This window comes from Enterobacter cloacae complex sp. 2024EL-00227, from assembly GCF_043945315.1.
In the GTDB taxonomy this organism is placed as follows: domain Bacteria; phylum Pseudomonadota; class Gammaproteobacteria; order Enterobacterales; family Enterobacteriaceae; genus Enterobacter; species Enterobacter roggenkampii.
Map to the genome: position 1 here is coordinate 108,482 of NZ_JBIMQP010000007.1, position 13,864 is coordinate 122,345.

The 13,864-nt window shown below is 55.9% G+C and carries 12 protein-coding genes; 3 read left to right on the forward strand and 9 right to left on the reverse strand.

Annotated elements, in window-relative coordinates:
• Nucleotides 1-61 precede the first annotated feature (61 nt).
• Both ACHH0Z_RS13955 and ACHH0Z_RS13960 read left to right on the forward strand, forming a co-directional pair.
• Nucleotides 62-1,048: a glutathione S-transferase family protein gene (locus tag ACHH0Z_RS13955; protein ID WP_023326148.1), complete on the forward strand. Its 987-nt coding sequence runs from the start codon at nt 62-64 to the stop codon at nt 1,046-1,048.
• 106 nt (nt 1,049-1,154) lie between these two features.
• The gene (locus tag ACHH0Z_RS13960) at nt 1,155-1,520 is read left to right on the forward strand and encodes a DUF805 domain-containing protein (protein ID WP_023294635.1); all 366 of its coding nucleotides are present in this window, start codon (nt 1,155-1,157) and stop codon (nt 1,518-1,520) included.
• A gap of 41 nt (nt 1,521-1,561) precedes the next feature.
• On the opposite strand, the gene yhaJ is transcribed toward ACHH0Z_RS13960, so the two are convergent.
• Complete coding sequence (gene yhaJ, locus ACHH0Z_RS13965) at nt 1,562-2,464, reverse strand: DNA-binding transcriptional regulator YhaJ (protein ID WP_045407022.1); 903 nt, start codon at nt 2,462-2,464, stop codon at nt 1,562-1,564.
• Between the two features lie 104 nt (nt 2,465-2,568).
• Between yhaJ and ACHH0Z_RS13970 the strand changes: the two genes are divergently transcribed.
• Entirely contained in the window at nt 2,569-3,270 is a 702-nt protein-coding gene (locus ACHH0Z_RS13970) for a pirin family protein (protein ID WP_008503134.1), read from the forward strand.
• Nucleotides 3,271-3,331: 61 nt separating this feature from the next.
• Here the strand turns inward: ACHH0Z_RS13970 and ACHH0Z_RS13975 are convergent, their stop codons facing one another.
• The 8 genes from ACHH0Z_RS13975 to tdcA form a co-directional block, all read right to left on the reverse strand.
• Nucleotides 3,332-4,633: a serine dehydratase subunit alpha family protein gene (locus ACHH0Z_RS13975; RefSeq protein WP_045407026.1), complete on the reverse strand. Its 1,302-nt coding sequence runs from the start codon at nt 4,631-4,633 to the stop codon at nt 3,332-3,334.
• Nucleotides 4,634-4,653: 20 nt separating this feature from the next.
• Nucleotides 4,654-5,985, reverse strand: a complete 1,332-nt coding sequence (locus tag ACHH0Z_RS13980) for an amino acid permease (protein WP_045407029.1) — start codon at nt 5,983-5,985, stop codon at nt 4,654-4,656.
• Nucleotides 5,986-6,246: 261 nt separating this feature from the next.
• Nucleotides 6,247-6,657: a Spy/CpxP family protein refolding chaperone gene (locus tag ACHH0Z_RS13985; protein ID WP_008503131.1), complete on the reverse strand. Its 411-nt coding sequence runs from the start codon at nt 6,655-6,657 to the stop codon at nt 6,247-6,249.
• Nucleotides 6,658-6,809: 152 nt separating this feature from the next.
• Nucleotides 6,810-9,104, reverse strand: coding sequence for a formate C-acetyltransferase (gene pflB / locus ACHH0Z_RS13990; RefSeq protein ID WP_045407032.1), 2,295 nt, complete (start codon nt 9,102-9,104; stop codon nt 6,810-6,812).
• A 15-nt stretch (nt 9,105-9,119) separates the two neighbouring features.
• Nucleotides 9,120-10,328 carry a propionate kinase gene (gene tdcD / locus ACHH0Z_RS13995; RefSeq protein ID WP_045407086.1) on the reverse strand — a complete coding sequence of 403 codons (1,209 nt, stop codon included), beginning with the start codon at nt 10,326-10,328 and terminating at the stop codon, nt 9,120-9,122.
• A gap of 30 nt (nt 10,329-10,358) precedes the next feature.
• Entirely contained in the window at nt 10,359-11,690 is a 1,332-nt protein-coding gene (tdcC, locus tag ACHH0Z_RS14000) for a threonine/serine transporter TdcC (protein WP_008501506.1), read from the reverse strand.
• Between the two features lie 9 nt (nt 11,691-11,699).
• The gene (gene tdcB / locus ACHH0Z_RS14005; protein WP_045407088.1) at nt 11,700-12,689 is read right to left on the reverse strand and encodes a bifunctional threonine ammonia-lyase/L-serine ammonia-lyase TdcB; all 990 of its coding nucleotides are present in this window, start codon (nt 12,687-12,689) and stop codon (nt 11,700-11,702) included.
• 100 nt (nt 12,690-12,789) lie between these two features.
• Nucleotides 12,790-13,710: a transcriptional regulator TdcA gene (gene tdcA / locus ACHH0Z_RS14010; RefSeq protein WP_008501504.1), complete on the reverse strand. Its 921-nt coding sequence runs from the start codon at nt 13,708-13,710 to the stop codon at nt 12,790-12,792.
• Nucleotides 13,711-13,864 lie beyond the last annotated feature (154 nt).

Genomic DNA, 13,864 nt, shown 5'->3' on the forward strand with positions numbered 1-13,864 from the left:
CTGAATAAACACAAAGCGAGGAGACATCTCCTCGCTTTTGCTATCTGACGGAGGAGAAAAAATGGGACAACTCGTAGACGGCGTCTGGCAGGATGTCTGGTATGACACCAAATCCACCGGAGGTCGCTTTAAGCGCTCTGTTTCGGCCTTCCGTAACTGGCTGACCGCCGACGGCGCACCAGGCCCGAGCGGCGAAGGCGGCTTCGCGGCTGAGAAAGATCGTTATCATCTTTATGTTTCCCTCGCCTGCCCGTGGGCCCACCGCACGCTGATCGTGCGCAAGCTTAAAGGTCTCGAATCCTTCATTCCGGTTTCCGTGGTCAACCCGCTGATGCTGGAAAATGGCTGGACGTTTGACAGTGATTTCCCTGCAGCGACCGGCGACGATCTTTATCACCACGATTTCCTGTACCAGCTCTATCTGCGCGCCGATCCGCACTACACCGGGCGCGTGACCGTGCCGGTACTGTGGGACAAGAAAAACCAGACGATTGTCAGCAATGAGTCTGCGGAAATCATCCGCATGTTCAATACCGCGTTTGACGCGCACGGCGCCCGTGCCGGAGATTACTATCCGGTGGAACTGCGCGAGAAAATTGATGAGCTGAACGGCTGGATTTACGACAACGTCAATAACGGTGTCTATAAGGCCGGTTTCGCCACCAGCCAGGAAGCGTATGACGAAGCGGTCGGAAAGGTGTTTGAATCGCTGGAACGCCTGGAACAGATCCTGGGCCAGCATCGCTACCTGACGGGCGATCGCCTGACGGAAGCGGACATTCGCCTGTGGACCACGCTGGTTCGCTTTGATCCGGTCTATGTCACCCACTTTAAGTGCGACAAGCACCGCATCAGCGACTACCTGAACCTGCATGGTTTCCTGCGCGACATCTACCAGATGCCGGGCATCGCGGAGACGGTCGACTTCGACCATATTCGCACCCACTATTTCCGCAGCCACAAGACCATCAACCCGACGGGTATTATCTCCATCGGTCCGTGGCAGGATCTGGATGAACCGCACGGGCGCGACGTCCGTTTTGGATAAATATTAAGGGCATCACCAGATGCCCTTTTTTAATTCACAATCTCCATCTATTCTTACCTCGATCGCTTAGAAAACAAGTGATTGACTGACTAATGAGGCAAGGAAAATGGACTGGTATTTAAAAGTACTGCGCAACTACATTGGATTTGGTGGCCGCGCCCGCCGCAAAGAGTACTGGATGTTCGTTCTGGTGAACTTCATCCTCATCATGGTGCTGGGTATTGTGGATAAAATTCTTGGCTGGGAGCGGGCTGGCGGTGAAGGCGTGCTGACCACCATTTATGGCCTGTTAGTCCTGCTGCCATCGTGGGCGGTATTGTTCCGTCGGCTGCACGACACCGATCGTTCAGCGTGGTGGCTATTGCTGCTGTTGATCCCGATCGTGGGCTGGATCGTGATTCTTATCTTCAACTGCCAGAGCGGCACCCCAGGTGAAAACCGCTTTGGTCCCGATCCTAAGATCGGCGCGTAAAATAACGCCCGGTGGCGCTTACGCTTACCGGGCCTACTCGTTTATTTATTCTGGTGGGCGAAGAGTTTGGGTATTTCGCGCAGGCACCATGATTTGGCTTCGCCCATGCTGTCGCGACGCCACGCCATAATGATATCCACTTCGCTGGTGTACTCCGGACTCACGACCCGCAGCCGCCCTTCCGCAATATCTTTCTCCACAAACGGGTACGGCATCGTCGCCACGCCCAGACCGGCCAGCAGCGCCTGCCGTTTGTCTTCCAGTGAGGTCACCGTCAGACGTGGCTGTTTATCCAGCAGCTGCACCGTCAGCACCGGACGCTCGCGCGCGGTATCCGCGACCGCCACGCCGCGATATTTCACGCGCGTCACTTCAGAGAGCGGCTCCGGCTCCTGGTGAATCGGATGGTTGGGGGCGGCAACGTAGACGTTCATGACACTGTAGAGTTTGCGCGAGTTGATTTCTGACGATGAGCGGAAGTGCATGTCCGGCGCAATAACAATATCTGCCCTGCCCGTCTCCAGACGTTCCCACGCCCCTGCCAGCACCTCGGTGATGATCGACAGCTGCGTATTGGCCTTCGCCGCCAGGCGGTCCACCAGCGGGAACAGCGCTTCGGTCGGCACCAGCGCTTCGGTCACGAGCGTCAGATGGGTTTCCCAACCGCGCGCCAGCGCTTCGGCGTCGGTCGTCAGCTTATCAGCCGCTTCCAGCAGCACGCGGCCGCGCTCCAGCAGCATTCGGCCGACATTGGTGAATTTTGTTCGATGACCGGAGCGGTCAAAAAGCACCACGTCCAGCTCTTCCTCCAGCTTCTGCATGGTGTAGCTCAGCGCAGACGGAACGCGCCCCAGTTCATCGGCCGCCGCCGCAAAACTGCCGCGCCGGTCAATCGCGTCCATGACGCGAAGCGCCTCAAGCGTCAATGCTCTCTCTTTAGCCATCTCGTTCTCATTCAGGAAATTTGAACATACCAGGCAGAATATCTGGCTAACAATGAAGCGTCCATACCTTTACCATTGTTTTAGTGTAAAGAGAGGTCAAGTTTATGATTACGACAAGAACAGCTAAACAGTGCGGACAAGCCGATTTCGGTTGGCTGCAGGCCCGCTACACCTTTTCCTTTGGACACTACTTTGACCCTAAACTCCTCGGTTACGCTTCACTGCGCGTGTTGAACCAGGAAGTGCTCGCCCCGGGCGCCTCCTTCCAGCCGCGTACGTACCCGAAAGTCGATATCCTGAACCTGATCCTGGAAGGCGAGGCAGAATACCGCGATAGCGAGGGCAATCATGTCCAGGCAAAGGCTGGCGAAGCGCTGTTAATTTCCACGCAGCCGGGCATCAGCTACAGCGAGCATAACCTCAGCAAAGACAAAACGCTGACCCGCATGCAGCTGTGGCTCGACGCCTGCCCTGAGCGGGAAAATCCGCTGGTACAGAAGTTAGATTTAACGGGCGATAAGCAACAGCTGATTGCATCCCCTGATGGCAGTAAAGAGAGCCTGCAGCTGCGTCAGCAGGTGTGGCTGCACCATATCGAGCTGAAGAAAGGTGAGCAGGCAAGCTTCCAGCTTCACGGCCCGCGCGCCTATCTGCAGTCGATTCACGGTACGGTGCATGCGGTGACGCACGCGGAAGAGAAAGAAGCGCTCACCTGCGGCGACGGCGCGTTTATTCGTGATGAAGCGAATATTACCCTGGTGGCGGATACGCCGCTGCGCGCGCTGCTGATTGATTTGCCGGTTTAAAGAACGCCCTCACCCTAACCCTCTCCCACAGGGAGAGGGAACCGATAGAGCTCTGAACTCGCTACACCTTACTCGCCATGATCTCAATAATCTGCCGGTCCGTGGCCTGCATCGAGCGGCACGCCAGGGCGCACAGGTTCGCGATCGACTGCTCCACATCGTGCGCGACAATCCCCTCGTTGCCCGTCACGCCCGACTCATCCAGCGCCATCATCACCGCTTTCCAGGCGCTACTGACGCTGGTGGAGACCTTCATGGCGCAGCTGTTTGACGCCCCGTCGCAGATCATCCCGCTGACGTCACCGATCATACTGCCGATCGCCATTGCGATGGTCTGGTAACGGCCACCCATCAGCCACGCCATGCCCGCCGCAGCGCCCATCGCCGCCGTTGTCGCCGCACACAGTGCGGACAGGCGTGGAAGCTGATAATGGATATAGATCGCCGACAAATGCGACAGCATCAGCGCCCGCGCCAGCCGTTCGTCACCGGCCTGAAGGTGCTCAGCCACAACAACGACGGGCATGGTGGCGGTGATCCCCTGGTTACCGGAGCCCGAATTGCTCATCGCCGGCAGCGTTGCGCCCCCCATCCGGGCATCCGAGGCGGCGCTGGTGCGAATAACAATGTCCGAACCCAGATCCTGCGCCAGCCATCCGCGCGAGCGCTGCTTTTCAAGCGTTGCGCCAATGTGCAGCCCCCACTTCCCGCTGAGCCCTTCGCGGGAGAGCGCATCATTCAGTTGCCCTGCTTCCAGGATGAAGCGAATGGCCTCAAACGGCACCTGCTCGACAAATTCCAGGATCTGCGACAGCGTAGCGTGTGACAGTACCGCCAGCGGGTCGTCATCCACCTCGGTCACGGGCTTATCCAGCGTAAAGCGCGTTTCCCCCTGGCAAACCACTTCCACCACCCGGGTATGCCCGCCCGCGATGGTCACCATTGCCGAGAGATCCCCGGCATAAACGCAGGCACGGGAATAGAGGACCTCATCGCAGGGCTCCTGCAGTTTTACCTGCACTTGCCCTGCCTCAAGCAGGGCTTTGGCGCGGACCAGTGCATCGGCTGTGGCATCTTTCAACACCTCCAGTCCGGCGTGCGCATTACCGCCAATTGCGCCCAGCGCCGCAGCAATGGGCAACCCGACCATGCCCGTACCCGGCACCGTTACGCCCAGCCCGTTTTTCATCAGGTTCGGCGAGACCCACGCCTCAATCCGTGTGACCTCCCCCGGCAGGAGGTCTGCGGCCATCGCACAGGCCAGTGCCAGAGAGACGGGCTCGGTGCACCCAAGGGCAGGCTTCACTTCTTCCTGCACCGCGCGAATAAATTGATTCCATAAAGGATGAGTTTGCTCAGACATCGTTACGACCTTAATTACCCTCAGGAGAATGCGAGGAAAGGAGAAACACAAAGCAGCAGTCCGGTAATGACAATAATCACCAGCGATACGCCTTTATATTTATGCAGCGCCGGTACCTTGTAGACCAGCCATGCCGGGATCAGACAGCCCACCATGCCGAAGATGGGGCTGCAAATGGAGGTGAAGCTCAACACCGGCGCGTTCAGGACTATCGCGCTCCAGGCCAGCAGAATGGCGAACAGCATAATCCCGCGCTGGACGGCGTTTTCATTGATTCTTTCTGCCGGCATTTTGCGGCGCAGGATGTTCATGACGATACCCTGCGTGGCCTCGCGGAAGCCGAGGTAGACGCCGAAGAATGCGGTCATCACGGCGAAGATATTGAGGATCACGCTGACGATTTTGACCCAGCCCGCGCCGTCGCCGCTGATAAACTGCGCCGCAATCGCCAGGGCAGAGATATTCTGCTCGTAGGCTTTGACCGCCTCATCGTGCCCCATCGCCAGGGTGAAAGAGACGGCATAGAAGAAGACCGTCACAAACAGGACGCCAAAAGCAATGTTCATTGCCCGGAGCGCCTTATGACGCGCCACCTCTACCGATTTTTCACGTGAACGGTACGAGATCACCATCGGGCTCAGGGTCTGAATAAAGAGAATGGAGGTTAAGGTAAAGGGCAGCGTAATGATGGCGTTTTTAATCAGCAGCCCCAGCGGCGGCAGCATGCCCACGTTGGCTAAATGCCAGAGGCCAATCATTGACAACCCCAGCGCCGCAACGACAAACAGCTTGGTAAGCACCATCAGGCTGGACACTTTAAACAGCAGCTTTTCACCGCGTGAAGAAATCGCGACCAGAATGCAAATCAGGAATAAACCGTACAACGGATTTTCCGAGAGCAAACCGTCGGTCACGCCGAAGGTGTGCAAATACGAGGCGCTGTCGTTGGTAATGGCCGTGGAATAGACAAACATCCAGATCACCAGCATCACGAAATAGAGCGCACCTAATAAAATCCCCCAGTTCTTACCCAAATACCCGCTAATTACGCTCGGGTAGTCTTTGCATTCCGGGGATTCTGCCAGCGTGTTAATAAACAACCGTTGGAATAAATACATGGCGGGATAACCAATAATGGACGAGAGCAAAAAGACCCACAGCCCCATTAATCCGACTTGTACCGGGAGAAAAACAATCCCCGCGCCGATAGCCATCCCAATACTCATGATGACCCAACCCGTGTCGGTGCTGTCGAATTTGATCGCCTCTCGCCACTCGCTTTCACTCATTCCCGCCCGCCTTGCCGCGGGGGAATCATTCACAATGACACTGCTGTTTGTTGCCGTATCCATGGGGCACTCGCTTATTTTGTAGGGTAAACAGTTGTTTTTATAAGGTTCCGATCGCCAGCGATGGCGATTCAGATGGCAGCAGGTGCTTGTTATTGGTGTGAAAAAATCTTAACCGGAGCGAGGGAGAAAAAAGTCACAACTTTTTTGAGGATTTTCGAATGATAGAGGAAAATTTGCTTTTTTAATGGGTGGATAGACGGTATTTTTCTAAAAGTGACGCCGATCAAGAAATAAAAACCCGCGCGGTGCGCGGGCAGGAAATCAGTTAGCCAGCGCGTTAGCCATATCCGTTCTAATCTGTTTGCGCTGTTCCGGCGTCAATACCTGACTGACGTCGAAGTAATATTTCACGCGGTAATAGCGGGTCTGCTCTTCAATTTTGCTGAATGCACTAAGCTGGCTTTTCACCGTGCTTTCGTCCCATTTGCCCGCCTGGAACATGTCGATCAGCGCACCGTCCTTCACGCCCGTCATCGGGATCTTGCTGACATTTTGTTCCAGCTGCTTATGCAGATCTTCAATCTTTTTCACCTGCTCATTGCTGAGCTTCAGGTGCTGTACCAGAGGATCCTGGGACGGTGACGGGGCAGCCTCAACGTTCGCGGCCTGCGCCGTAAAACTGCACACCACCAGTGAAGCAGCAGCCAAAGCAATGCGGGTCATTTTCATCATCTTACAGTCCTTACATGCTGTTATAGGAAAAAGCAGGAGCATTGTTTTTCAAGAGCGGATGAATATGTGTGAGTAATTATATAAACAATTTTGTATGTTTAGCGGGCAAAAAAATGCCCCCTGCAGTGAGGGGGCATGAGAGTAGGTTTTCGTCAAATCGCCTGCGTAAACGTCCTCGAAATCACGTCCTGCTGCTGCTCGCGCGTCAGCGCATTAAACCGCACCGCATAGCCCGACACGCGGATGGTCAGGTTCGGGTAATTCTCCGGATGCGCAATGGCATCGAGGAGCATCTCCCGGTTCATCACGTTAACGTTCAGGTGCTGCCCACCCTCAATAGACGCTTCGTGATGGAAGTACCCGTCCAGCAGCCCTACCAGGTTGGTTTTGCGCACCAGCTCGTCTTTGCCCAGCGCCTGCGGCACGATGGAGAAGGTGTAAGAGATCCCGTCTTTGGCATAGGTGAACGGCAGCTTGGCGACCGACGTTAGCGAGGCCACCGCCCCTTTTCTGTCGCGGCCGTGCATGGGGTTCGCGCCAGGGGCAAACGGCGTGCCGCCGCGTCGTCCGTCCGGCGTGTTCCCGGTCTTCTGCCCGTAAACCACGTTGGAGGTGATGGTCAGGATCGACTGAGTCGGTACCGCGTTGCGGTAGGTTGGCAGCGCCTGAATTTTCTTCATAAAGCGTTCCACCAGGTCGCAGGCGATGCAGTCCACGCGGTCATCGTTGTTGCCGTACTGCGGATAATCCCCTTCTATCACGAAATCGACCGCCAGACCGGTATGGTCGCGCACCGGCTTCACCGTGGCGTATTTAATGGCGGACAGGGAATCTGCCGCTACCGACAACCCGGCAATGCCGCAGGCCATAGTGCGGTAAACGTCCCGGTCGTGAAGCGCCATCAGCGAGGCTTCGTAGCTGTACTTATCATGCATGTAGTGTATGAGATTCAGCGCGCTGATGTACTGCACCGCCAGCCAGTCCATGAAGTGATCGAGGCTCGCCATTACGGTGTCGTAATCCAGTACCTCATCCAGCAGCGGATCGGTTTTCGGGCCGACCTGAATCTTCAGCTTCTCGTCCACCCCGCCGTTGATCGCGTACAGCAGCGTTTTGGCGAGGTTGGCGCGCGCGCCAAAGAACTGCATCTGCTTGCCGATCACCATCGGGCTGACGCAGCAGGCAATGGCGTAGTCGTCGCTGTTGAAGTCCGCACGCATCAGATCGTCGTTCTCATACTGCAGCGACGAGGTAACGATCGACACCTGCGCGGCGTATTTCTTGAACGCGATCGGCAGTTGTTCAGACCAGAGGATCGTCAGGTTCGGCTCCGGCGCGGGGCCCATGGTGTGCAGCGTGTGCAGATAGCGGAAGCTGTTTTTGGTCACCAGCGTGCGGCCGTCCAGCCCCATGCCGCCGATCACTTCCGTGGCCCAGATCGGATCGCCGGAGAAGAGCGTGTCGAATTCCGGCGTGCGCAGGAAGCGCACCATGCGGATCTTCATGATGAAGTGGTCGATCAGCTCCTGCGCCTGCACCTCGTTCAGCCGCCCCGCCTGCATGTCGCGTTCGATGTAGATATCGAGGAACGAGGCCGTGCGCCCCAGCGACATCGCTCCGCCGTTCTGGGATTTTACCGCTGCCAGGTAGGCGAAATAGAGCCACTGCACCGCTTCCTGGGCGTTCATCGCCGGGCGTGAGATATCAAAGCCATAGTTGGCCGCCATCTGCTGGATCTGCAGCAGCGCGCGCTTGTGCTCCGCCAGCTCTTCGCGCAGGCGGATCGTCGCCTCCAGATCTTCGCCGCGCTCCAGCCGGCCCTGCAGATCGGCGAACTGAAGCTCACGCTCGCGCACCAGATAGCGGATGCCGTAGAGCGCCACGCGGCGGTAATCGCCGATGATGCGCCCGCGCCCGTAGCCGTCCGGCAAACCGGTCAGCACGCCGGATTTGCGGCAGCGCATCATCTCCGGCGAATAGACGTCAAACACGCCCTGGTTGTGGGTTTTGCGCAGGTCGGTAAACAGGTATTCAAACTGCGGATCCATCTCCCGGCCATAGGCTTCGAACGAGCTGCGGATCATGTTGATCCCGCCGTACGGATGCAGGGCGCGCTTGAGCGGCTTGTCGGTTTGCAGGCCGACGATCGTCTCCAGATCCTGGTCGATGTAGCCCGGCCCGTGGGCCGTAATGGTGGTGGCAATGTTGGTGTCAAAATCCACCGGGGCGTGGGTGGCATTCTCCTGACGAATGCCGACCATCACCTTCTGCCACAGCGCCGTCGTTGCTGGCGTCGCCTGCGCGAGGAAAGCTTCATCGCCTTCATAAGGGGTGTAGTTATGCTGAATAAAATCGCGGACGTTGACGGCGTTTTTCCATTCTTCACCGCGAAACCCGGCCCATGCGTCGCTGTAGGGCGCGACGCCCGTTTCGATTGTTACTTTCATCAGATTCTCGCTTTATCAGGCGTAAGCCGCAGCCGGGGTAACCTTCCCAAGACGGAGGGCGTCCAGCGCGATCATTTTTTCTTCGTTGGTAGGGATCACCGCGCAGATCACGCGGGAGGTATCAGTGGAGATGACGCGCTCACCCGCGCTACCCGGCAGGGCATTTTTGGCGTCGTCGAGGCGGATGCCGAACACTTTCAGATGTTCCGCCACCAGCGCGCGGACAAGCGTTGAGTTTTCGCCGATGCCGCCGGTAAAGACCACCCCATCGAGGCGGTGCAGCGACGCCGCGTGCCCGGCGATATGTCGCGCTATACGGTGAACGAAGGTCTGGATCGCCAGCTGCGCCCGCTCATTGCCAGCGTGCCAGGCTTTCTCCAGCGCCCGTAAATCGGAGGAGATGCCGGAGATCCCCAGCAACCCGGACTCTTTGTTGACCATGCGCTCCAGATCTTCAAACGACTGGCCGGTCTGCTGGGCAATCCACGCCATCGCGCCAAAATCCACGTCGCCGCAGCGCGTGCCCATCACCAGCCCTTCCAGCGGCGTCATGCCCATGGACGTATCCACGCTCTCGCCGTTACGCACCGCGCAGATGGACGCCCCGTTGCCGAGGTGGGCAATCACCAGGCCGCTGTCATCGGGGGACAGCCCGAGAAGCGAATGTGCCTGCGCGGCCACGTAGCGGTGAGAGGTGCCGTGGAAACCGTAGCGGCGCACGCCCAGCGCTTCAAAATAGCGGTACGGCAAACCGTACAGGTACGCCTGCGGCGGCAGCGTCTGGTGGAAGCTGGTATCAAATACCGCGACCTGCTGCACGCCCGGAAACAGGCGCTCTGCGGCTTCCACGCCGCTCAGGTTGGCGTAGTTATGCAGCGGCGCCAGCGGGGAGACCTGGCGGATCTGCTCAATCACCTCTTCCGTAATCAGGGTCGACTCGCTGAAGAGGTCACCGCCGTGCGCAATGCGGTGGCCAATTAAGGCCACGCTGCTCATCAGGTCACGCTTCTCCAGCTCCAGGGCGATGGCAGCCAGAGCCCCTTCGTAGTCCTGGTGAGCCAGTCTGGCTGGCTCACCCCCGTTCACGGAAATAAAGGCTTTATCCGTGTTGATGCCGTCTGCAATGCCCGTCATCAGGGCGTCGCAGCTGCTGGCATCGAGCACCGAAAACTTAACAGAGGACGAACCGCAGTTAATTACCAGTACAACCGGAAACTCAATCATCATGTGACTCCGCTCTTCCTGAGCAATGGTTTAGAACAGTTTGTAAACGATATTCAGAATGGTCAGCAGGCCCACAACCGTGACGAAGATGTTCTCGGGTTTGCCCTTATATTTCGCCATGGCCGGCGCTTTACGGATGGCGTACATCGGCAGCAGGCACAGCAGAGAGGCGATGATTGGCGCGCCCATGGCTTCGATAAGGTCGAGAATGTTCGGGTTGGCGTACGCGACAACCCAGGTGGAGCCCATGATGAACACCATGCTGATGGTGTTCAGTTTGCCGACAGAGACCTTCTTCTTATCGCCTTTGTAGCCGAACTTGAGGATCAGGCCATTCAGCCCTTCCAGCGTGCCCAGGTAATGACCGAAGAAAGATTTGAAGATAGCGACCAGGGCAATAATGGAAGCGCCATATTCCAGTACCGTCGCGAACGTCGATTTAGTGCCGGACATGGAGGCAAAGTGGTTCGCCAGGTAAGAGAGCACCGGAATGTTCTGCGCTTTGGCGTCCGCCATGTTCTGCGGAGAGAGCGTAAACAGGCAGCTAAAGGCGAAGAACATCACCACGGCGACCATCAGCATGCTGGCGCGACCGATGATTTTGGAACATTTCTGCTCGGTGAATTCTTTACCGAACTCCGGCTCGTACTCTTCGCGCTTGGAGACCACAAACGAGGAGACGATAGGCGAGAAGTTGAAGGAGAAGACCATGATGGAGATCCCCAGCCACACCGTGACCAGAATGCCGTCATGGCCGGTGAAGGCGATATCGCTCAGGTTGACCTGGTCGATCACCGCGGAGTTCCAGTAAGGGATCAGCGACAAGGAAATCAGCACCAGACTGGCAATAAACGGGAACACCAGGAAACTCATCACCTTCACCATCAGGTCTTTACCAAACCAGATAACAAAAGCCATCAGCAGCAGCAGGAACAGCGCCACCACGCCGCGGTTTAGCGCAGGCAGCTGGAGCTGGTTTTCCCAGAAGGTCATGAAGGTGTTAGTAATAGTGACGCCGTAAATCCACAGCAGCGGGCAAATGGCAAAGAAGTAGAGGAACGTGATCACCACCCCACCGGTTTTACCGAAATGCTCTTCTACCGTTTCGGTGATGTTGCCGGAGACGTTGCTGCCGGACAGGCAGAGGCGCGCCAGCGCGCGGTGGCAGTAAAACGCAATCGGGAACGCGAGAACCAGCATCAGCAGGATAGGGATTAAGCCTCCAAAGCCTGCGCGAATGGGGAAGAACAGCACGCCTGCGCCAATGGCGGTACCAAACAGGCCAAGCGTCCAGGTGGTATCAGACTTACGCCAGGAGGACGTTTTTGTCTGGCCAACGATAATGCTTTCTGTGTTGCTCATAGGTCACCTTTATGCGTCAACGAAGCCGGTAATTTGGGAAACACGGGAGAGATCGATATTGCCGCCGGAAATAATGCAAACGGTTTTGCGGCCCTGAATATAGTGGTCAAACTTGCCGCTTAATAACGCGGCACAGGCCAGCGCGCCGGCGCCTTCCGTCACCACTTTATTTCGCTGAATAAGGGCAATCATGCTGTTGCGAATATCGTCTTCGCTCACCAGCACAATGTCATCGACCAGTTCACGAACGATTTCGAAGGTTAATTTACCCGGACGAGAGACGTCGCAGCCGTCGGCTAACGTGCCGGTAACGCGATGGTTGGTTATTTCTCCTGCCTGCCAGGAGGCCGCCATTCCGTGCACGTTTTCAGACTGTACGCCGATAATATTAATGGTCGGGTTGATGGATTTAATCGCCGTTGCAATCCCGGCAATTAATCCGCCGCCGCCGATAGGGACAATGACGTTATCCACGTCGTATAAATCTTCGAGAATTTCGAGGCCGATGGTGCCCTGCCCGGCGATCACTTTGGCGTCATCGTAAGGCGGAATAAAAATGCGCCCTTCCATCTCGACGATTTCGCTCACTTTAGCGATGGTGTCGTTGAAGTTCTCACCGTGGAGCACCACTTCCGCCGAGTAGTCGCGGGTCGCGGCCACTTTAGATTTTGGTGCGCCCATCGGCATCACCACTTTACCGTCGATGCCGAGCATGGCGCAGGAGAGCGACACTCCCTGCGCGTGGTTTCCCGCAGAGCAGGCGACCACGCCTTTGCGCTTTTCAGCATCGGTCAGCGAGCTTAATTTATTAAACGCGCCGCGAATTTTGAACGAACCGGTACGCTGCATGTTCTCAAACTTAAGGAATATTTCGCCCTTACACCGTTCGCTGAGATAATTCGAGCGCGGCATACCGGTTTTATATATCTTGCCTGCCAGTCGTTTTCTGGCGTCCTGAATATCTTCAATGGTTACCGGGAGATCGTAGGTAATATGCATAATATCCTCGTTATAATAATTCATTCTTTTCAGGCAAAGTCAGGGTATCAGAGCGTTAATATGTTAAGCTCTGGGTATTTTTAAAATTAAAACTTATTATTCATCGTCGTCTTTCGATATTCATCGACGAATATTGTTTAGCCAGCTCAACTAATACTGACGCCGATTTTTTAATCCTGTAATTTTTAGACCACACGGCAGCATAACGCGCCACGGGTAATTCGTCTTCCACGGGCAGCACAATAAATTGATCCGAACCGAATGGGGCAATCATGTCGCGGGGAATCACCGTCAGATAATCGGCATTCAGGACAAGGTTATAAATGGTGACGACGGAATCGGTCTGGACGATGTTTTCGATGCTGATGTGGTTGTCTTGCAGAGTGGTCAGAAGTTCTTTGTAGTAGCCCATATCGGTTTGCGGCATCACCCACTGCTCGTGCGTGAGCGATGCCAGTGTCGTCGGGCCGGTGCACGTTCGCGTTTTGCTCGCGACCAGCACAAACTCAGACTCAAACAGCGGTTCGACGTGCAGATCCTGCAGCAGCATTTCATCGCTCAGCGTGCCGATAGCGAAATCCAGACGACCATCGCGAATGGCCGGGAGGAAAGAGGAGAGCTGAGCTTCATACATTGAGACGCGCGCTTTCGGGAACACTTCCTTGAATTTTTTGATCATCTCAGACAGGAAGGTAAAACCAATCAGCGACGGATAGCCAAAGGAGACATCCATAACGGTGCTAAAACTGAGACTATTGATTTCGCTCACCATGTTTTTCATTTCACGCGTGATCGACTCGGAGTACGAGAGCAGAACCTGGCCTGCAGCCGTCAGTTTTACGCCCGTATTTTTACGTACCATCACTTCCACACCGAAGTAAGATTCGATATCGCTGATGATTTTGCTGACGGCGGGTTGCGTCAGGCCCAGTTGTCTTGCAGCAGAACCTATGGAGCCACTTTTAATGACTTCCTGAAATACCACGAGGTGCTGTGTTTTCGGTAGAATAATAGTGTTCATAATATTCTGCGCTTATTTCCCTATGACGGGGTGAATTCTACTCAATAATGTTTCAGGGGGTATGTGCTGTTACTCACAATTTGCTTTGAGCAACCCTTAACTCACGTTTTAAAAACCCATTAAAAACCTTATAAATCAATGCATTGAAGGCAAT

What these genes read in the sequence shown, in the direction of transcription:
- ACHH0Z_RS13955 (WP_023326148.1), top strand. Translation starts at nt 62, where the DNA reads ATGGGACAACTCGTAGACGGCGTCTGGCAGGATGTCTGGTATGACACC.
- ACHH0Z_RS13960 (WP_023294635.1), top strand. Translation starts at nt 1,155, where the DNA reads ATGGACTGGTATTTAAAAGTACTGCGCAACTACATTGGATTTGGTGGC.
- yhaJ (WP_045407022.1), bottom strand. Translation starts at nt 2,464, where the DNA reads ATGGCTAAAGAGAGAGCATTGACGCTTGAGGCGCTTCGCGTCATGGAC.
- ACHH0Z_RS13970 (WP_008503134.1), top strand. Translation starts at nt 2,569, where the DNA reads ATGATTACGACAAGAACAGCTAAACAGTGCGGACAAGCCGATTTCGGT.
- ACHH0Z_RS13975 (WP_045407026.1), bottom strand. Translation starts at nt 4,633, where the DNA reads ATGTCTGAGCAAACTCATCCTTTATGGAATCAATTTATTCGCGCGGTG.
- ACHH0Z_RS13980 (WP_045407029.1), bottom strand. Translation starts at nt 5,985, where the DNA reads ATGGATACGGCAACAAACAGCAGTGTCATTGTGAATGATTCCCCCGCG.
- ACHH0Z_RS13985 (WP_008503131.1), bottom strand. Translation starts at nt 6,657, where the DNA reads ATGATGAAAATGACCCGCATTGCTTTGGCTGCTGCTTCACTGGTGGTG.
- pflB (WP_045407032.1), bottom strand. Translation starts at nt 9,104, where the DNA reads ATGAAAGTAACAATCGAAACGGGCGTCGCGCCCTACAGCGACGCATGG.
- tdcD (WP_045407086.1), bottom strand. Translation starts at nt 10,328, where the DNA reads ATGATTGAGTTTCCGGTTGTACTGGTAATTAACTGCGGTTCGTCCTCT.
- tdcC (WP_008501506.1), bottom strand. Translation starts at nt 11,690, where the DNA reads ATGAGCAACACAGAAAGCATTATCGTTGGCCAGACAAAAACGTCCTCC.
- tdcB (WP_045407088.1), bottom strand. Translation starts at nt 12,689, where the DNA reads ATGCATATTACCTACGATCTCCCGGTAACCATTGAAGATATTCAGGAC.
- tdcA (WP_008501504.1), bottom strand. Translation starts at nt 13,710, where the DNA reads ATGAACACTATTATTCTACCGAAAACACAGCACCTCGTGGTATTTCAG.